Source organism: Shinella sp. R2-11, assembly GCF_055330205.1.
In genome coordinates this window covers 304,173-322,917 of the sequence record NZ_JBVAPC010000006.1, presented here as the reverse complement: position 1 = coordinate 322,917, position 18,745 = coordinate 304,173, and the positions used below count along the sequence as shown (strand labels likewise).

Genomic DNA, 18,745 nt, shown 5'->3' with positions numbered 1-18,745 from the left:
TCCGCATCCGATCCCGTTTGGATGTTCATCTAGGCTAAGCTCCTGCCTTATCTGACGAATCCTGGAAGTGTGATCACGGGCCGTGTGTTCGAATCCCTTCAAGAGCATCGAATATCGGAGACTTAAGATTTGGCTTATTTGTAGGGCGAATGTTAAAGCTGCCGGGAAATATCCGCCATTTATAGGTGGTGTTGGAGTTTCTTATCTCCCGTCCCTTTGTCCTCCGTCCGCGGACGGAGGACAAAGGGAAATTGTCGGCGGGATTACCCGTTTCTGCGGCACGTCATTGACAGACCAGCAAGCGATATGATGAGGTGTCCTTTGTCCGAGGACGGAGGACATGGGAGTTTCAATGATGAAGAGCCAGGATGTGGTCGTCTTGCTCAAGCTGGCAAGCTTGGAGGACGGCGAGCAAGAGAACGGTCAGCAACCTGTACGCCAGGGAGTCGCTATGGGCGAGGATCCCTATTCCGTGCGGGGCCTCGAAACAGCCCTCGGTATCAGCAAGACCGAAGTCAGCGCCTCGATCAAACGAAGCCTCAACTCCGGCATTGCGGTGAAGGATAGAAAGACGGGCCGGCCGAAGGCGAACCGGCGTCAGGTTCTCGAATTCATCGTTCATGGACTAAAGTATGTCTTTCCGGCGAAGCCGGGTGCCATGCAGCGTGGGCTGGCGACGGCATTTGCTGCGCCTGTTCTCCGAGAATCCTTGCACAGCGCCGGCAGCCTTATCAGCGTCTGGCCCTATGCGCGTGGTCGGGAGATGGGCCAATCGATCGAGCCGCTCTTCAAAACCGTGCCGGAAGCTGCGGAAAAGGACGAGCGTCTCTATGCCTACCTCGCACTCGTAGATGCCATCCGTCTCGGCAATTCGCGCGAGGCCAATCTGGCTACTAGCCTGCTGACCGAGAGGCTGGCATGACCATTCAAGGTCAGTTGAAGGAAATGTTGAAAGCTGTCGCCTTGGCTCTCGGTGGCGAGCTTCGAGCACGCCTCGTCTTTGTCGGCGGCTGCACGACCGCGCTCTACATCACTGACCCGATCACCCTGGAAGGCGTCAGGGCGACCGACGACATCGACCTCATCGTCGATCTCGCTGGATTCGCGGAATGGGCGGACTTGATGGCTCGGCTGCGTGAGCGTGGCTTCACTGAGGCGGCTGACGACAATGTCATCTGCCGTATGAAGCTTGGTGAGCTGAAGGTCGACTTCATGCCGGACGACGAGGCGATTCTCGGCTTCAGCAATCGCTGGTACGCCAGGGGCATCGAGACGGCCGTCCTGGCGGTACTGGAGGAGGGGCTGGAGATCCGGCACCTTACGTCTCCTCTTTTCGTTGCGACCAAGCTTGAAGCGTATCTTGGACGTGGTGGGGACGACCTCATCGGTAGCCGTGATGCCGAGGACATTCTCCTGCTCGTCGATGGACGGGAGGAACTCATGGAGGAGATCGCCGCGGCCGAGCCCGACATCCGGGCCTATATTGCCGAGCAGATAACCGCGGTGCTGGAAGATCCAAACTTCGATCATTTCCTCGAAGGAAATGTTCGCGGCCCGACAGGCCGCACCGACATCGTCTACGATCGCCTGATCGCGATAAGCCGATTGGAAGGCCGTTGACATGGCCTTTGCGATCCAATGGCATTGTCAGCAGGGAACGAGAACAGCCGATAATCGTGATCATGCCGGCGTTGGTATTCGTGGTGATTCAATCCTGGCAATCGTTCTCGACGGGTCGACCTCGGGGCCGGCGAGCGGGCTGTTCGCGCAAGAGATCGCGCAACGGCTGGTCGATTGGTTTGTGACGACAACCGCCGACACCACAGCCGCGACCATTACGGAACAGCTTCGTCTGACGCATGCGGCCCTCGCTGGGGACTTTCGAAGAGACTCAGCAAGCTATGTCCTGTTTTGCGCAGACACAGCACGACGGGCCATCGCATTGCACGCCGGTGATTGCCTTCTCGGCCATCGCGACGGCAAAGGGCAGATATCGTGGCTTATACAGCCACATACGCTTGCAAACGCGCTATCCGCCGTTCCGCATGCCATTCTCGCCAAGTTAGACGCAAGACATGTCCTCACCCGTAGCTTCCGATCGAAGAACTTCGTTGCTCCTGATCTGACATTGGTCGACCTGCAGGATCAGGTACTGTTTATCGGGACAGATGGCTTCTGGGCAATGGACCCGGACGTGCAGAATGCTTTTGCCGAAGGGCGGTTTCCGGCCAACGAGGCCAAGCATGATGATCGCGGCCTTCTTTCGATCTCGCGAACCGCGACAGGGGCTGTGACGGAAATCTCCGGCACCCACGCGACGGCGAGCATCTACGTCAGAAGGGCATGATCCCGCGCTCGATGAGCACAGTCCGGGCGATTTGATGGTGAGCCGCGCAGCAAGACATTGACACAAATCCTCGGATCGTCGGATATATTGTCCGAGGATTTGTATCGCCATTCATAGCTTGGAAACACTCTTATAGGCGTGATGACCGTTGGCGGTTTTGGCTTGTTTCAGATCCTTCATCCGAGCATTTGCAACCCATGCTTCTGGACAATCGACAGAAGCTTCAGCGCAGGTCCGCTCGGTCGCTTGGCGCCGGTTTCCCATTTCTGAACTGTAGACTCGCTGGTATTCAGATAACGTGCGAACACCGGCTGGCTGACATGATTATTCTCGCGGAGCGCCTTGATCTCGCCAGGTGTCAGTTCCTGTGGAACCGCGAGGCAATCCGCATCAAAGGTCCGCATGGTTTCCTTGTTGACGGTCCCGGCTTCATACATGCCTGTGACCGCGCTGTGGATCGCTTCAAAGGCATCGCTCTTGAACTTGCGCTTAGTCGTCATGGTCTATCTCCAGCAGGGCGCCGATCCCGATTTCCGCTTCAAGATCGGCCTGCGTCTTACGCCGGTAAAGTTCGGCAAGCTTCCGGAAGGCCAGAAGCTCGTCGTCATCGATATTGGCCCGGTCCTTCTTGGCGAACAGATAAGCGAACACCCAGAACTCGCCGGCTTTTGCCAGAACGATCGAACGATGCATGTTGTCGTTAAGCCGCTTCTTGAAGACGCCGCCGCCGAGATCATCAGCTTGTCCGACGGCCACCTGCTGGATCGCCTTCGACAGGGCTTTGTCGGAAATCCGTGCCTTCTTCGCCGCCTTGGCGAACCATGCCGTTTTAAACACGCGTTCTGTCATCAGATTATATAGCACTTGGTGCTATACTTTGCAAGTTTAGGGGGAAGATCGTCATGCCGCCTCCCAAACCTGATTGAGAATGCGCGCAGCAAGGGCGGCCTTGTCCTGCGGCAGGAAGCGGCCGTAGTGGTTGGCGACCATCTCGGGCGTATCCTGGATCGCATAGCTTGCCTGCTCGTAGGAGCCGGTCTGTTTCAGAATATGGGTGGCAAGCACATCCCGGACATTGTGCGGTCCGTGGGGAAGCAACCCCTTGATGGCTCCGCGGCCGGTATAGGGATTGTAGATGCCATAGCGCTGGATGATGAGCCGCCACGCTTCGTAAAAGGTCGTCTGGTTGTAGGCCGCGTCCTTGCTGATCACCTTGACCGTCTTGACGAACAGCGTGCCCGGATCCTCGGCGCCGGCGAGAAGCATGCGCCGGTGTCGATCGATATAGGCGTTCAGGTATTTATAGAGGTCCTGCAGGTCGGGCAGGATCAGCCGGAACGGCTTGGACCCGAAGAACGACGAATTGGCGTTCTTGAATGCGTTGGAAGGGATCAGCACTTCCCAGCCATGATCGCGTTCGCTCCAGCGGATTTCGCCACGTTTCATATCTTCCAGCCGACGTTCGGATGTCGGGAAATGCCCGCGCGGGCAGACGAGTAATTGCCGCAGGTTCTTCTGACGGAGGCCCAGATGGAGACCGAGGCGCAGCATCAGGAAGGAGCGAACCGCTTCCGCCGCCGCACGAGGGTAGCGATCTTCATCCGGCATGTGTTTGACGATCTCGTCGGTGATCTTGCGGTATTCGGCAAGCGGGCTCTCGGCTTCGAGCACGCACATGATCGGCTCAAAGGGGGTCGCGGTGCACCCGCATGACACGCTGAATCTCCTTTGAGCGGTGCGCGGCATGTTTGAGCATGTGTCGCAGGCAACATGCCAATCCTTCTGCGCGGCCTATATTTTTGCCGCGGATACCAGGCCAGGGATCGGCATTATATTCCGCGCAAGTTCCGGATGCTGCCAGAGCCAGCCGGTTTCCGCGCGCGACAGATTTGGAGAGAACGCTCAGCATGTCCTCTTCCCATCGGGTATAGAAAAGCCCCGAAAACCGAAAGGTCTCGGGGCTTTTGGCGCTCTCCAGGGCCCTAAAGTATCCAATGCGTCAGAGCGATATCCAGCACCGCTAGCCATTCGGGGCGAAGGCCCTGCCAGACCCCTTCAGCCGGCAGTCTTCACCGCCATCGCCGTCACCTCGACGCGCATGCCTTCGATGGCGAGGGCGCTGATGCCGACGGCGCAGCGGACCGGGTAGGGTTTCTTGAAGAAGCGGCAATAGACTTCGTTGAAGCCGGGGCGGTCGGCCATGTCGGTCAGGTAGATCGTGAGATGCAGCACATCCTCGAGGCGGCTTCCGGCCTTTTCGAGGGAGGCCTTGAGGCTGGCGAGCGTGCATTCGCTTTGCGCGGTGATGTCGCCGAGCTCGATCGAGCCGTCCGGGCGCAGGGGGATCTGCGTCGTCACGAGCAGGTTTCCGATGCCGGATACATCCGAGGAGATGGATTCCTCGTCGCTGTCGGGGATGAAGAAGGGGGCTGTGGTCTGGGTCATCTTGGTGTCTCCTTGAGGGTGGGGAAGGGGCAGCGCCGGGGCGATAAGGCCTGAAGCAGGGCGGGCTCGGCGGTTCCGGCCATCATCTCGGCGACGACGGTGCCCGTCGCCGGGCCGAGGCTGAGGCCGAGCATGTTGTGGCCGGCGGCGATGAAGGTGCGTTCCCGGCCGGGCACCTTGCCGATGAAGGGGGCGCCGTCGGGAGTCATCGGGCGCGGGCCGACCCATTCGTCCTCGCTCGCCTCCCAGTCGATGCCCTGGAAATAGGGGGCCGCGGCGGCCTTGATCGCCGTGATGCGGCGGGGGTTGAAACGGTCGTAAGTGCCGTCGAATTCCATCGTCCCGGCGAACCGCAGACGACCTTCGCCGAGCGGCGTGGCGCCGGCATGGGCGTCGCCAAGGGCAATCGCCCTTTGCGGCACGGCGGCGGGCCGGACGGTGAAGCTGTAGCCCTTGCCGGGCACGAGGGGGAGATCAAGGCCGATCCGCCGCGCGAGGTCGCGCGACCAGGCGCCGGCGGCAAGCAGGCATTTGTCCGCTTTCACCTCGCGCGCTCCGGCAATCACCCGCACGGTGCGCCCATCCTCCACGATATCGGTGACGGCCGCGTCCTCGAGGATTTCCACGCCCTTGGCACGCACGGCGGCGATGAGCTCGTCCACCGTGACGGAAGGATTGGTGAAGGCTTCGCCCTGCTGCACGAAGCCCGCGCGGGCGGCGCCCGCCAGAGCCGGCTCGAAAGTCTTGAGCTCGCCGTCTTCCATCAATGGGCCCGGCGGCGGGCCGAGGCCGCGGCCGGCGAGGTCCGCAAGAAGGGCCCGGTCGGCGAGCGCCGCTTCCTTCGAGGCGAAGACCCTGAGGATGCCGATCGGCGCGATGCGGGTCCCGACGCCTTTTTCCTTGAGGTCCCGGTAGAGCGTCTCTGTCCGGCGGTTCAGGAAATCGAGCCGAGCGAGGTTCTCGCGGAACGCCCGTTCGGAGCATTGCCGTGCAAAGCCGTACAGGAAGCCGGCATTCTCCAGCAATGAGGACGGTTTGACGAAGAACGGGCTGGTGCGGGAGAACAGCGTGCGCAGCGTATGGCCGAGCACGCCGGGACCGGCGAGCGGCGTGCACTCCGTCCAGACGATGAGCCCGCCATTGCCGCGCGCCGCGCCGGATCCCGGCCGCTTGCGCTCCACGATGACGACGCTTGCGCCGCGCTCGGCCAGATAATAAGCGCTGAAGAGGCCGATGAGGCCACCGCCGACAATGGCGATCCGTTGACCGTCGAGAATATCTGCCATTCAGATGCTCTTTCCAAGGAAAGCGGCGGTGCGCGGGTCGGACGGGGTGTCCAGCACGGTGCGCGGTGCGCCTTGCTCGATGATGCGGCCGCCCGCCAGCACGACGACGCGGTCGGCGACGTCCCGGGCGAAGGCCATTTCGTGGGTGACGACGATCATCGTCATACCGGTATCGGCAAGCTCGCGCATGACGCCGAGGACCTCGCCGACAAGCTGCGGGTCGAGCGCGGATGTCGGCTCGTCGAAGAGCATCAGCTTCGGCTTCATGGCAAGGGCCCGGGCAATCGCCACGCGCTGCTGCTGGCCGCCGGAAAGCTGGCGCGGATAGCTCGGACCGCGCCCCTTGAGGCCGACCCGCTCCAGAAGGGCCTCCGCCTCCGCCGCGGCCGTGGCGGCATTCACGCCGAGAACCCGGCGCGGACCGAGCATGATGTTTTCCGCCGCCGTCAGGTGCGGGAAGAGGTTGAAGCTCTGGAAGACCATGCCGGTCTGCTGGCGGCCCGCGCTGATCGCGGCTTCCTTCAGCTCGTGCAGCCGGCCGTTGCGCTCCTCGTAGCCGACGAGCTTGCCGTCGACATGGATGCGCCCGGCGTCGATGCGTTCGAGATGGTTGATGCAGCGCAGGAAGGTCGACTTGCCCGAGCCGGACGGGCCGAGCAGGCAGACGACCTCGCCCTTTTCCACCGTGAGCGAGATGTCGTGCAGCACTTCGAGGCTGCCATAGGTCTTGTGGACATGTTCGGCGCGCAGGAGGCTCATTGGTGCGCTCCCCCGCCCATCCGGCGGCCGGCCCGGCCGAAGAGGGCACGAAGCAGGGGCGCGATGCCGGCGCGCGCGGGGCGGCGCGCGCCGCGGTCGAAGAACCGTTCGAGATAGCCCTGGGCCACGGTGGCGATGGTGGTCATGACGAGATACCAGATGCTCGCGACGATGAGCAGCTCGATAGTCAGGAAGTTCATGGCGTAGATCTGCTGGACGGAGGTGAGCAGCTCCTGCGCCGAGATGACGGAGACCAGCGAGGTGTTCTTGAGCATGCCGATCAGTTCGTTGCCGGTCGGCGGGATGATGGTGCGCACGGCCTGCGGCAGGATGACGTAGCGCATCGACTGGCCATGGGTGAGGCCGATGGCGGCCGCGGCTTCCGACTGGCCGCGGTCGATGGAGATGATGCCGGCCCGCACGATTTCCGACATATAGGCGGCCTCGTTCAGCCCCAGCGCGATGACGGCGGCGATCAGCGGCGTGATGACCACGTTGGTCTCCACCTTGATGCCGATGTCGGTCCAGGGAATGCCGAGGAAGATATCCGGGAAAATGAGGCCGATGTTGAACCAGAAGATGATCTGGATGAGGGCCGGCGTGCCTCGAAACAGCCAGATATAGGCGCCCGCGACGGATTTCAGCACGGGATTGGGCGAGATGGTCATCGTGGCGAGGATGATCCCGCCGACGATGCCGATCGCCTGCGCGGCGAAGGTGAGGACGATGGTCAGCCAGAGGCCGTTCAGCACCGCCTCGGCGGTGAGATATTCCGCCACCGCCGGCCATTGGATATGCGGGGATTCGACGAAGGCGCGGGCCAGGAGGGCGACGAGGACGAGGCAGACGATCGCGCTCGCCCAGCGTCCCGGATAGCGGGCCGGAACGGCCTCCACCGACAGAAGTGGGATGGAAGGAAGCGGCGTGCCGCTTCCTTCTTCCTGCCCATGCCCTGCCGCGCCGGGGCTCATTGCGCGTCCTGCTTGCCGCCGGCATTGACGGTGATGGCGGCCAGCGCCTCGCCGCCCACGCCATACTTGTCCAGGATGGCCTTGTAGGCGCCGTCGGCGATCATGTCGGAGAGTACCAGCGCGACGGCGTCGGTCAGCGGCTTGTTGCGCTTGGCGACGACCATGCCGTAGAGCGCCTTGGTCGGGGCGAAGTCCGGCAGGACGTTCCGGTAATGGGTCTTGCCCTGCTCGGTCGAGGCTTCGTAGGCGGCCGAGATCGAGTCCATCGCGTGGGCGTCGACGCGCTTGCTGCGCAGGGCGAGCAGCCCGGCATTGTCGTCGGGGAACGGGTTGACCGTCGTGCCGGCCGTGCCCTTGGCGGTGCATTCCTTCGCCAGTTCGCTGGCGATGCGCGAGGCGTCGGTGCCCTTGGCCGCGCTCAGCCGCTTGCCGCACAGGTCGAGATTGGTCCGGTAGTCGGCCGTGTCCGTATTGGCGACGACGACGGAAACGCCGGTCGTCATGTAGTCGACGAAGTCCGCCTGCTTCTGGCGCTCGGGGAAGTCGCCGACCGATGCGGCGATCATCTCGAAGCGGCCGCTGTTGAGCGCCGGAATGAGGCCGTCCCAGTTCATGTTGACGAATTCGACCTTGAGGCCGATGCGGATCGCGATCTCGCTCGCAAGGTCGACGTCCACGCCGGTCGGCGTCTTGCCGTCGTCGGCGAAGAATTCCATCGGCGGGTAGGGCAGGTTGGTCCCGACCCGCAGGACGCCCCGTTCCTTTATCTCTGCCGGCACCTGCGCGGCGGCTTCGGCATTGACGCTGGCGGCGGCCGCGATGGTGGCCGGCGCAAGGCCGATGACGAGGGCCGTGGCGCTGGCCGCCAGGGTCATGCGGATCGTTCGTTTCATCATGCTCTCCTCCCGATGATTGAACTTCTCACGGCTCGGCGGGCCCGGCGAGACTGTGCCGCTCGCTCCAGGACTTGCCGATATTGACGATGGTGGACCGCAGGTGCCCGCGCAGCGCTGCCGCGCTCGCCGCGGGATCGCGCCGGGTGATGGCGGCGGCGATATCGCTGTGCTGCGACAGGGTGCCGGCCCGATCCGGCCGGCGGCGCGAGGAGATGAACCGCGCCCGCCAGAGCCGGGCGTTGTATTGCCGGTGCGTCTCCATCAGCGGCGCATTGCGGCTCGCCTCGACGATGGTGCGATGAAAGGCCATGTCGGTGCGGAAGAAGTCGAGCGGCTCCATCGTGTCGCTTCCGGCGAGCATGGTCTCGTTGAGGTCGTTGATGCGCGCGATCTCCGCATTCGTCGCGTGGATGCAGGCAAGTTCGCCGCACAGGCCCTCCAGCGCGCCAAGCACGGTCAGGTGCTGCTCCAGCTCATCGAGCGAGGGATCGGCGACGCGCACGCGGCGCGTGGCGGTGAACTCCACCAGCCCCTCGATCTCGAGCAGCCGCAGGGCCTCGCGCATGGGCGTGCGGCTGATCCCGAGCGCGTCGGAAAGCTCCCGCTCGGGGATTGCGGCGCCGGCGCCGATCTTTTCAAGGAGGATCAGCTCGCGCAGCCTGTCGGCGGCCTCCTTGGCGAGGCTGTCGCGCTTCGGCAAGGGTGCGATCTCATCGGACCAATCGTTCTGCTGTTCGATCTGGCTATTCATCGGCCGGCCTCCTGCGGTTTGTCCGGGGAGAGTTATGCCGCACCGTGGCGGTGCGGCAAAATCCGGCGCCGGTGAATATCCGTATGCGCGTCATTCGGCGACCTCGAAATGCGCGCGGTGCTCGTCGCTGATCTCGATGCCGAGGCCCGGGCGGGTCTCGTCGAGATCGAGGAAGCCGTCCTTCGCCGCGGGGTCGCCCTTGAAGATATAGTAGAAGAGCTCGTTTCCGACCTCGACGTCATGGACCGGGAAATGTTCGGCGATCGGGCAGTTCGCGTTGGCCATGGTCAGGTGATAGTTGTGCATCTGCCCGGCATGCGGCACGACGGGCACCTGATGGGCTTCCGCGAGCGCGTTGATCTTCTGCGCCGCCGTTATGCCGCCGACGCGGTTCGTATCGTACTGCACGACGGAAACCGCCTTCATGTCGAGAAGCTGACGGAAGCCGAAGAGCGTGAACTCGTGCTCGCCGCCCGAAATGGGGATCGGTCCCCGGTTGAGCTCGGCATAGCCGTGAAGGTCGTCGGCGATGATCGGCTCCTCCAGCCAGCGCGGCTCCAGCCGTTCGAGCTTGGGCAGCATGCGGCGCGTATAGTCGAGGTTCCAGCCCATGTAGCATTCCAGCATCAGGTCGCGGTTCCAGCCGATCACCTCGCGAACCGCTTCGGCCCGCTTCAGGTTCTCGCGCATGCCGGCCATGCCGTCCTTCGGGCCGAAGCCGAAGCGGGATTTGACGGCGCTGTAGCCAGCATCCACGGCGGCCTGCGCCTCGCGCTGCATCGCCTCGATGCCGTCGGCATAGAGCTTGGAATAATAGACCGGGATCTTTTCCTTGGTGCGCCCGCCGAGCAGCTTGAAGACCGGCTTTCCAGTCAGCTTGCCCATGAGGTCCCAGATCGCGATGTCGACGGCGCTGATCGCCGTCATGCCGACGCCCTTGCGGCCCCAGGCAAGCGAGCGGCGATACATCTTCTCCCACAGATAGGCGTAGTCGAACGGATCCTCGCCGATGATGAGCGGCGCATAGTAGCCGTCGATCGCCTTCTTGACCAAGTCTGGCACCAGGGCCGCATTGCCGATGCCGATCTCGCCCGTATCGGCCTCCACCTCGCAGGTCAGCCATTGATGGAAGCGAAAGCTCCCCATGGCATCGCCGCGCTCGTAGAGGACGTCGCTGGCATTGGTGCAGAAATGCGGCTGCGGCGGCACGACCGGCCCCTTCCAGCTCCAAACTCTTGTTCTGACGCGTACGATCCTGGTCACGGCCTGCTCGTGCTTTTATTGAATTCAGAATTTGGTATACCAAATTATTTGAGAGATCAAGAGGGGCTTGGATCGGTCGAATGCCAGCGCACACTGAGCCCCGAATTTCAGGGCCGCATCAGAACATCACGGCGGGGATCAGGGTCTCGAACCGTGCCGGCTTGTGGTGCCAGTGGAGTCAGGCCATCGAAGCCCGCGAGCGAGCAGGCCTGAACCTGCCAGGGAATTTCCCCGCTCTGTGATGCGCGGCGGCATGATCGCCACTACGAGCGAGCATCGATATGTCTGGCGGCATTTTCCTGCATCAGGGGACTCGGACATGTCCGACAGAAGCCGAGCGACGGAATGAGGTAGCGGGCGCAGCAGACACGGCGCTTGCGGATGGTTCGCGCGTCGTCGAGATAGAGGATGGGGCGGTATAGCGGGTTGCGCGTCCCATCCTCCAGATGGCTGGCCTCCATGAGGGCCCTGGCGTCGCGGATGCCGGCGAAACCTTCCGGGGCAACGGCCTCCAATCGTCGCGCAACGCCTTCGAAGAGGTTGCCGGCATTGCTCCAAAGGACATGGCGGGAAAGCCCGCTGGCCTGGCTGATCGCATCCACGACGAAGGGCAGATGCGCCCGGGTCAGGAACGAGAAACGGTCGGTGCCGGAGGAGGGGGCGACAGCCTTGCCGTAGGACGAAACGCGAAGGGCCGTGATCGCGCCTTCGGCATCCATGTCCAGCGCCGTCGCCTCCAGGGGAAGCGGCAGCCGCCAGTCGATGAGGATCGCCGCGGCGAGAACGGGCGTCACGACCTGCAGGAAATAATGCTTCGACCATTGCGTGGCGACGGCGCGGCGTTCCTGCCCCTGCCCATAGCGCCGGCCGTATCTGCCGAGCATTTCCGCAAGACAGTCCCTTTCCAGAAGGGCGGACAAGGGCAGGCTGTCATCGGCGAGCGGGAGGAGCACCGTCTGCACGCCGAAGGCGGACATCTTCGCGAGGAAGGCCTTCAAGGCATCCGGCTGCTGCATCGGCTACCGCTTTCTCAGGCAAGCTTTCCGGCGATGGTTTCCATCATCCGGGCAAGGGCCGCGACGGAACCGAAGGGCCAGTTCGCAGCGCCCGCCGTGATGACCTTGCCGGCGGTGACGACCGGCAGCATCGGCCAGAGCGCGGATTCCGCCAGTTCCTCTGGAACGCTGTCGGAAAGCAGGACCAGCATCGTCTCCCCGTCGAGCGCGGCGAGGCCCTCCAGGTCGATCGCGGTGAAGCCGAAGGGCTGCGGCGGCAGGGAAAGGCCTGGCGGAAAGCCGATCCTGTCGAGAAGCTGCGCGATGGCGGCGTTGGACGAGAAGACGCGAAGGCGAGGGGTGCCCGGTAGGGGCTGCGCGACGACGAGCTTCCGGCCGGCATTGCCGGCGCGCACCTTGTCCTTCAACGCGGCCACGCGTTCATCGAACCCGGAAAGAAGCGCCGCCGCGGCATCCTCGCGGCCGAGCGCCTTGCCGGCCTGGCGCACGCCGGCATAGACAGCCGCCAGCATGTCGCCGTCCGCCGGCTGGTCGTCGAGGAGTTCCGTCGGTGCAAGTGCGGCGAGCTTTTCCCGCAGGGCCTGATGCCGGAAGCGGGAGGAGAGGATGAGATCGGGCGAAAGCTTGCGGATCGCCTCCAGGCTCGGCTGCTGGCGCCGGCCGACATCCACCGCATCCGCCAGCCCCTCGTTCTCCACGGCGACCCAGTTGCGATAGGCGTCGAGCTCCGCGACGCCGACGGGACGCAGCCCGAGCGAAAGCGCGATCTCCGTCGCCGTCCATTCGAGCGTGACGACCCTTGACGCCTTGGCCGCACTGGCCAGACGCGGCGCGGCGAGCAGCGCCGCCACGCCGGCGAGGAAGGCCCTGCGGCTCGTGCCGATCACCATTTGACGCTTACCGTGCCCACGACGGTCAGTCCCTGTCCATAGTAGCATTGCGTGGTCGTGGCGCATCCCGCGACATATTTCTTGTCGCCGAGATTATAGCCGTTGAGCTGGAAAGCGAAGCGGTCGTGCTCGTAGCGGGCGAAGGCGTCGACCAGTGCGTAGCCCGGCACGAAGAAGCTGTTGGCGGTGTCGCCCGCCGTCTTGCCGATGTGGCGCACGCCGCCGCCGACGGTGAGCTTGCCGTCCCAGCTGTCGGGCGTCGGGACCTCGTAGCTGAGGAACAGCGATTGCTGCTGCTTCGGCACCGTGAAGGGCATCTTGCCGACCTGCGAGGCCGTCTGGCTGCGGGTGATCTCCGGGTCCTGCACGCTGGCAGCGGCGATGACGTTCAGCCCGTCCCACAGATTGGCCGTGGCTTCGAGCTCGACGCCGCGCGCGCGAACCTCGTCCGTCTGGTAATAGACCCCGCTGACGCGCTGAACGACGTTCTGCTGGGTCGCCTCGAAGCCGGAGAGCGTGACGGAGAAGTCCTCGTCCGGCGACATGTACTTGACGCCGACTTCCTTCAGTTCGCCGGTCGTCGGCTTGAGTTGCGGAGCCGTCAGCGTCAGTACGGGAAGGAATGACCTTGAGTAGAGCGCATAAGGCACGAAACCGTTGTCAAAGACATAGGCCGCGCCGACGCGACCGGTGAAGGCGCTGGGGTCTTGCGAATAGGACGTCGTTATACCGCTCGACAGTTTGGTGTTGTCGGAATCGATGCTGACATAGTCCTGCCGGCCGCTGACCGTCAGGCGGAAATTGCCCAGTTCCATCTGATCCTGGACATAGATGCCGGCCTGGCGCTGGACCTGGTCGAGATGGTCGGTGATCGCCGCGGGCGCGACGCCGAGGCCGTAGACAGGGTTGAATATATCCAGCGTCGGCCCTACGAGCGAGCCGGTATCGTTGGCGAGCTTCTGCCATTGCAGGTCGAGACCGCCGAGAACGGTGTGCTGCACCGGCCCGGTGTCGAAGCGGTATTCCAGGCTGGTGTCGAGCGCCAGCGCATTGAGCGTCGGCTGGGCATTGTAGACCGTCCGGGTGATCGTCTGCTGCGAGCCGAGGACCCAGCCGCTGGTGAAGAGGTTCTGGTAGTTGGTGTCCAGATAGGAATAGCGGAAGTTCTGCCGCAGGGTCAGGTCTTCGTTCAGTGCATGCTCGAAACGGTAGCCGATATAGGCCGTTTCCTTGTCATAGATGGCGAGCGAGGGATCGCCGTCGGAGAAATTCCGCGGGATGGTGAGGCCGAGGCTGTTGGGAAGCACGCTGCCGACGGCGGGGATGATCGCGCCCGTCTGGCCCGCGTCGTCCTTCATATAGGCGCCGTAGACCGTCAGGCTCGTGTCCTCGTCCGGCGACCACCGGATCGTCGGGCTGATGGCGAAGCGGTCGTTCTTGCCGAAATCGACCTGCGTATCGCTGTCGCGATAGATGCCCTCGACCCGGTAGCTCATGCCCGTGCCTTCGCCGAGCGGCCCGGTCGTGTCGAAGCCGACCTCCTTCAGGTTGAAGCTGCCGAGGCGGCCGTAGACCTCCGTGCCGGGCGTCTCGGACGGATCCTTGCTGACCATGTTGATGACGCCGCCGACATTCGTCTGGCCGAACAGGGCCGAACTCGGGCCGCGCAGCACATCCACGCGATTGAGGAAATAGGGATCGACCCGGAAGCCTGCATAGCCGCCCGGCTGGTTGGCGATCTGCGGAATGCGCAGTCCGTCGAGATAGAGGTCGGCCGGAAAGCCGCGGACGGTGAAATATTCCGAGCGCGTATCGTTGCCGTAGCGCTGCCCGTTGACGTTGGCGCTGTAGACGAGGCTGTCGGAAACCGTCTGCACGGCACGGTCCGTCATCGCGCCCCGCGTGATGACGGATATGGACTGCGGCGTTTCCTTGACCGGTGTCGCGGTCTTGGTGGCCGATGCGCTGTCACGTGCCACATAGCCGCGCTGTTCCAGGCGCGCGCCCTTCTTTGCATTCCCGCCCTCGACGGTGACGGCCTGCAGCTGCGTCACGCCGGCGCTGTCCTGCGCGAGCGCGCCCGAGCCGGAAAGCGTCAGCAGCGCGACGCCCGAAACCAGGGCGGCATATCTTGCCCTGCCACGATGCGGGGTGAGGATATCGCGGGGGAAGGAGACGGAATTCATCATTGGGCAGACCTGTCGTTTCATGAAGGCATGCGGCGGGAGCGGTGCAAGCCGGTGCCGGTTTTCCAGCATTCCCACCGATTTTCACGATTTAACTAGACTTTTTTACTCAATATTGTCAGGTCAATTTTGGGCGCGAACGGGCCACGTTCCGGCCCGTTCGCATCCTCTTCCCATTTCCGCCGAAAACGGGCCAATCCATGTTTTTGAAAAACCGTCTCGTTCAGACTATGGCTCCCGCCGTGGAAGGCGGCAGCGCCCCTTCCGCGGGGGAAACGAAGCGTCCCGCACAACATGGAGATGGCATGAGGCGGCCGCAAGCAATCGATCTTCAGAACGTCCCGCGTCCCGTGGCCGCGATGGCGCGCGTCTATCAGGGCAGCGTCGATTCCGGCTGGCACAGCCATCGCCGCGGGCAGCTCCTGCTGATCACGGACGGCTTCATGACGGCCCGCATCCCTTCCGCCTCCTTCATCATCCCGAGCGGCTACGGCCTGCTGATCGCGCCCAACGTGCCCCATGCCGTCACCGCGCATGGGCGCGTCGCTATGCAGTCGCTCTATATCGAGGCGAACGACACGCCGCACGTCGATTGGGAGCCCATCCGGGTCATTCCGATGTCGGCGTTGCTCTCCGCCACCATTTCGGCCCTCCTCGCCGAGCCCGTCCTCTATGACGTGGAGGGGCGCGGCGGCCATCTCGTCGCGCTGATCCTCGAGGAGATCGCCAGCGCCGAGGAAAGTCCCTTCGCCCTGCCCATGCCGACCGACAAGCGGCTCCAGAAACTGTGCAACGACCTTTCCGACACGCCCTCCATCGACCTCGACATCGACCATTGGGCCGACAGGCTCGGCATGAGCCGCCGCACCATGACCCGGCGTTTCCGCACGGAGACGGGCATGAGCTTTTCCGAATGGCGCCGCCGCGTGCGCATGGCCCATGTCATGCGCCGGCGGGCGGAGGGCGCGCGGCTCGACGAGGCTGCCGTCGATGTCGGCTACCGCAGTCTTTCGGCGCTGCGCAAGGCGATGCGCGAGGTTCTTTCATGAGCATGGCTCCTGTTGCCGAGGCGCGGGGCGTCAGCATGGTTTTCGAGGGGGCCCATGCGCTTCGCGACGTCAGCGTCCCGGTGCGTCCCGGCCGCATCACCGCCATCTGCGGCGCGAACGGTTCCGGCAAGAGCACGCTGCTGAAGTGCCTCGCCGGCCTGGAAACGCCGACGAGCGGCGTCGTGACGCTGGCCGGCCGGCCCCTCGCCGATCTTTCCCGCCGCGATATCGCACGACAGCTTGCCGTGCTCAGCCAGAATCCCGAAACCCCGGCCGGGCTCAATGTCGAGGAACTGGTCGAACAGGGCCGCTATCCGCACCGCCCCTGGCTCGGGCGCCTGACCGCGCGGGACCGCGGGGCCATCGAGGCCGCCATCCAGCGGGTCGATCTCGGCGCGATGCGGGAGCGCCAGATCGCCACGCTTTCCGGCGGGGAACGCCAGCGCGCCTGGGTGGCCATGGCGCTCGCGCAGGAGCCGAAACTGCTTTTCCTCGACGAGCCGACGAGCTTTCTCGACATTCGCCACCAGGCCGAATTGCTGACATTGCTGCGCCGCCTCAACAGGCGGGAGGGCCTGACGATCGTGGCCGTTCTCCACGACCTCAACCAGGTCATGGACCTGGCCGACGACGTCGTGCTGATGCGCAAGGGCGAGGTGCTGTCCATCGGCACGCCGGCCAAAACCCTGACGCCGGCGCTCCTCTCGGAGGCCTTCGGCTGCAAGGTCGACGTGGTGCCCCATCCGCGCGACGGCCGGCCCTTCTGCCTGGTCGACTGGATCGACGACAGCCGGGACGCGCGATGACGGATGCAAGGCTGCCCATATCCAGGGCTATGTCTGTGGCCATCTCCGGCAATGGCCTGTGGCTCGCCGGCCTCTTCCTGCTGCTCGTCCTGGCGCTGCTGGACCTCCGGCTCGGCAGCAGCCTCGTCAGTTGGCCCGATGTCCTGGCTTTCCCGCATCGCCCGGCGACCCTGCCGCAAGCCATATTGGAAACGGTCCGCTTCCCGCGTGTCGCCGCCGCGATGCTGATCGGCGCGGCGCTGGCGGTCGCCGGCGCGGTGATGCAGACCACGCTGCGCAACCCGCTTGCCGCTCCCGATATCCTCTCCGTCACCAGCGGCGCGCATCTCGCCCTCGTCGTCGCTACGCTGCTCCTGCCCTTTCAGATGCCGTCGCTTGCGGCCACCGTCGTCGGCGGTACGCTCGGCGCGGCCGCCTGCCTGACGCTGGGTGGCGGATTTCGCGCCCCGCCGGTCCGCCTGGCGCTGGCCGGCGTCGCGATCTCTCTCAGTTTTTCCGCGCTCGCTTCGGCGATCGTGCTGATGGCCGACGATCGCGCCTCCGGACTGGTCCTCTGGTCGTCCGGCATCCTCGATCAGACGGGCTGGGGGAAGGTCCTGACCGCCGGCCCGGCGATCCTGGCGGCGCTGGCCCTCCTGCTGGGAACGACCCGCGCGCTCGATCTGCTCGCGCTCGGGGACGATGCCGCAAGAAGCCTCGGCATGACCCGGGTAACGACCCTGCTCGGCCTTGCGGCAAGCGTCGTCCTGTCGGGCGCGGCGGTCGCGCTTGCCGGCCCCGTCGGCTTCGTCGGGCTTGCCATACCCAATCTCCTGCGCGCACTGGGCCTGACGCGCCATCGCCGCCTCCTGCCTCTGTCGGCGCTATGGGGAGCCAACGCGGTCCTGCTTGCGGACGTGACGGTCCAGCTTCTCTCCACCAGCGGAACGATCCTGCCGACGGGAACGGTCATCGCCTGTTTCGGCGCGCCCGCCATGCTGGTCGTCCTGCGGGTCGCCCGCACGGGCGCGGAGCGACGGCACCGCGATCCCGGCCTGTCGACGCGGCTCGGCGGTCTTTATCTTGCCGGCGGCATCGCCATCGCGCTTCCCGCGATCCTGCTCGCCGGTCTCGCCTTCGGCGATGGCCTCTCGCTTTCCCCCGGCGAGGTGCTCGCGAATCTCGATCTCAGGGCGCCCCGCCTCCTGATCGCGCTCGGGGCGGGCGCGTTTCTCGCCGCCGCCGGCGTCCTGCTCCAGGCCGTGACCCGCAACCCGCTCTGCGGCCCGGAAACGCTCGGCCTGACGCAGGGCGCGGCGCTCTTCAGCCTGCTCGCCCTGCTTGCCGGACTTGCGCCCGGCTCGCTGCCTTTCCAGATGGTGACGGCCGGCGGCGCCTTCGCCGCGCTTCTCCTGGTCCTGCCCTTCGGCCTGCGCCGCTCGCCCGAAAAGCTGGTGCTCGCCGGGGTGGCGACGGCGGCGAGCCTCGGCGCGGCCGGAACGCTTGTCGTGGTCGAGGCGCGGCTGCAGACGGCCGAGGCACTGTCATGGCTTGCCGGCTCCACCCATGGCCGCGGCTACGAGGATGCCCTCATGCTGATGCCCTGGCTTGCCCTCCTGCTTTTCGCCGCCGTCGCGGCCGCGCGCCATCTCGACACGCTCGCCCTCGGCGACGAGACGGCCCGAGCCCTCGGCCTCGCCTCGAAAAGAATGCGCATGGTGACGATCGCCTGCGCGGGCCTCTGCGTTTCCGTCGCCGTCTCGTCCATGGGCGCCGTCGGCTTCATCGGCCTGCTCGCCCCGCACGCCGCCCGCCTGCTCACCGGCCCGAGGCACGCCCGCCTCCTGCCCGTCGCGATGATCCTCGGTGCGCTCCTGCTGGCAATGGCCGACATCGTCGGACGCAGCCTGATCGCCCCCGACGAACTCCCCGCCGGCCTCGTCACCGCCCTCATCGGTGCCCCGCTCTTCACGCTCCTCCTGCGGCCGCGGCCAAACGGGCGGGCATCGATTGGGTGAGCTTTGCGGGCCGGGGAAGATCCTTGGATGCGCCGCGTTCGGGCGGCTCATTCCGCCAAGACTGCGGATATCAAAGGCCTCAG

At 64.8% G+C, this 18,745-nt stretch carries 18 protein-coding genes and 1 pseudogene; 6 read left to right on the top strand and 13 right to left on the bottom strand.

Annotated features, from left to right (window positions below):
- Positions 1 to 355: 355 nt before the first annotated feature.
- The 3 genes from ACZ1A1_RS17330 to ACZ1A1_RS17320 are packed head-to-tail and all read left to right on the top strand — an operon-like array spanning position 356 to position 2,347.
- Positions 356 to 922: a hypothetical protein gene (locus ACZ1A1_RS17330; RefSeq protein ID WP_463620894.1), complete on the top strand. Its 567-nt coding sequence runs from the start codon at positions 356 to 358 to the stop codon at positions 920 to 922.
- Positions 919 to 1,620: a hypothetical protein gene (locus tag ACZ1A1_RS17325; RefSeq protein ID WP_463620878.1), complete on the top strand. Its 702-nt coding sequence runs from the start codon at positions 919 to 921 to the stop codon at positions 1,618 to 1,620. The genes ACZ1A1_RS17330 and ACZ1A1_RS17325 overlap by 4 nt, the downstream gene beginning before the upstream one ends.
- A gap of 1 nt (position 1,621) precedes the next feature.
- A complete protein-coding gene (locus tag ACZ1A1_RS17320; protein WP_463620876.1) occupies positions 1,622 to 2,347 on the top strand; it encodes a protein phosphatase 2C domain-containing protein in 726 nt (241 codons plus the stop codon).
- A 176-nt stretch (positions 2,348 to 2,523) separates the two neighbouring features.
- Here ACZ1A1_RS17320 and ACZ1A1_RS17315 read toward each other — a convergent pair whose 3' ends face one another.
- From ACZ1A1_RS17315 to ACZ1A1_RS17255, 13 genes and pseudogenes are all read right to left on the bottom strand, one after another.
- Positions 2,524 to 2,847, bottom strand: coding sequence for a helix-turn-helix domain-containing protein (locus tag ACZ1A1_RS17315; protein ID WP_463620875.1), 324 nt, complete (start codon positions 2,845 to 2,847; stop codon positions 2,524 to 2,526).
- Positions 2,837 to 3,196, bottom strand: a complete 360-nt coding sequence (locus tag ACZ1A1_RS17310; RefSeq protein WP_463620874.1) for a type II toxin-antitoxin system RelE/ParE family toxin — start codon at positions 3,194 to 3,196, stop codon at positions 2,837 to 2,839. The genes ACZ1A1_RS17315 and ACZ1A1_RS17310 overlap by 11 nt, the downstream gene beginning before the upstream one ends.
- Before the next feature lie 51 nt (positions 3,197 to 3,247).
- Positions 3,248 to 4,280: pseudogene (locus ACZ1A1_RS17305) on the bottom strand (hypothetical protein); the annotation flags it as partial.
- A 122-nt stretch (positions 4,281 to 4,402) separates the two neighbouring features.
- Positions 4,403 to 4,792, bottom strand: coding sequence for a RidA family protein (locus ACZ1A1_RS17300; protein ID WP_463620873.1), 390 nt, complete (start codon positions 4,790 to 4,792; stop codon positions 4,403 to 4,405).
- A complete protein-coding gene (locus ACZ1A1_RS17295) occupies positions 4,789 to 6,078 on the bottom strand; it encodes an NAD(P)/FAD-dependent oxidoreductase (RefSeq protein WP_463620872.1) in 1,290 nt (429 codons plus the stop codon). Before ACZ1A1_RS17295 ends, ACZ1A1_RS17300 begins: the two co-directional genes overlap by 4 nt.
- Positions 6,079 to 6,837: an amino acid ABC transporter ATP-binding protein gene (locus tag ACZ1A1_RS17290; protein ID WP_463620870.1), complete on the bottom strand. Its 759-nt coding sequence runs from the start codon at positions 6,835 to 6,837 to the stop codon at positions 6,079 to 6,081. It abuts the gene before it with no gap.
- On the bottom strand, positions 6,834 to 7,808 hold the full coding sequence (locus ACZ1A1_RS17285; RefSeq protein ID WP_463620869.1) for an amino acid ABC transporter permease: 975 nt from the start codon (positions 7,806 to 7,808) through the stop codon (positions 6,834 to 6,836). The genes ACZ1A1_RS17290 and ACZ1A1_RS17285 overlap by 4 nt, the downstream gene beginning before the upstream one ends.
- On the bottom strand, positions 7,805 to 8,704 hold the full coding sequence (locus tag ACZ1A1_RS17280; protein WP_463620868.1) for an ABC transporter substrate-binding protein: 900 nt from the start codon (positions 8,702 to 8,704) through the stop codon (positions 7,805 to 7,807). Before ACZ1A1_RS17280 ends, ACZ1A1_RS17285 begins: the two co-directional genes overlap by 4 nt.
- A 25-nt stretch (positions 8,705 to 8,729) precedes the next feature.
- Positions 8,730 to 9,455, bottom strand: a complete 726-nt coding sequence (locus ACZ1A1_RS17275; RefSeq protein WP_415214338.1) for a GntR family transcriptional regulator — start codon at positions 9,453 to 9,455, stop codon at positions 8,730 to 8,732.
- Between the two features lie 90 nt (positions 9,456 to 9,545).
- Entirely contained in the window at positions 9,546 to 10,718 is a 1,173-nt protein-coding gene (locus ACZ1A1_RS17270; protein ID WP_463620867.1) for an L-rhamnonate dehydratase, read from the bottom strand.
- A 263-nt stretch (positions 10,719 to 10,981) separates the two neighbouring features.
- The gene (gene fhuF, locus ACZ1A1_RS17265) at positions 10,982 to 11,734 is read right to left on the bottom strand and encodes a siderophore-iron reductase FhuF (RefSeq protein ID WP_463620865.1); all 753 of its coding nucleotides are present in this window, start codon (positions 11,732 to 11,734) and stop codon (positions 10,982 to 10,984) included.
- Positions 11,735 to 11,748: 14 nt separating this feature from the next.
- The gene (locus tag ACZ1A1_RS17260) at positions 11,749 to 12,624 is read right to left on the bottom strand and encodes an ABC transporter substrate-binding protein (protein WP_463620864.1); all 876 of its coding nucleotides are present in this window, start codon (positions 12,622 to 12,624) and stop codon (positions 11,749 to 11,751) included.
- A complete protein-coding gene (locus ACZ1A1_RS17255) occupies positions 12,618 to 14,813 on the bottom strand; it encodes a TonB-dependent siderophore receptor (protein ID WP_463620863.1) in 2,196 nt (731 codons plus the stop codon). The genes ACZ1A1_RS17260 and ACZ1A1_RS17255 overlap by 7 nt, the downstream gene beginning before the upstream one ends.
- Positions 14,814 to 15,115: 302 nt before the next feature.
- On the opposite strand from ACZ1A1_RS17255, the gene ACZ1A1_RS17250 reads away from it, so the two are divergent.
- From ACZ1A1_RS17250 to ACZ1A1_RS17240, 3 genes are read left to right on the top strand one after another with little or no spacing between them, the layout of a single operon-like run.
- On the top strand, positions 15,116 to 15,859 hold the full coding sequence (locus tag ACZ1A1_RS17250) for an AraC family transcriptional regulator (protein ID WP_463620862.1): 744 nt from the start codon (positions 15,116 to 15,118) through the stop codon (positions 15,857 to 15,859).
- The gene (locus tag ACZ1A1_RS17245) at positions 15,856 to 16,665 is read left to right on the top strand and encodes an ABC transporter ATP-binding protein (RefSeq protein WP_463620861.1); all 810 of its coding nucleotides are present in this window, start codon (positions 15,856 to 15,858) and stop codon (positions 16,663 to 16,665) included. The genes ACZ1A1_RS17250 and ACZ1A1_RS17245 overlap by 4 nt, the downstream gene beginning before the upstream one ends.
- 29 nt (positions 16,666 to 16,694) lie before the next feature.
- Positions 16,695 to 18,662, top strand: coding sequence for an iron ABC transporter permease (locus ACZ1A1_RS17240; RefSeq protein ID WP_463620859.1), 1,968 nt, complete (start codon positions 16,695 to 16,697; stop codon positions 18,660 to 18,662).
- Positions 18,663 to 18,745: the final 83 nt, after the last annotated feature.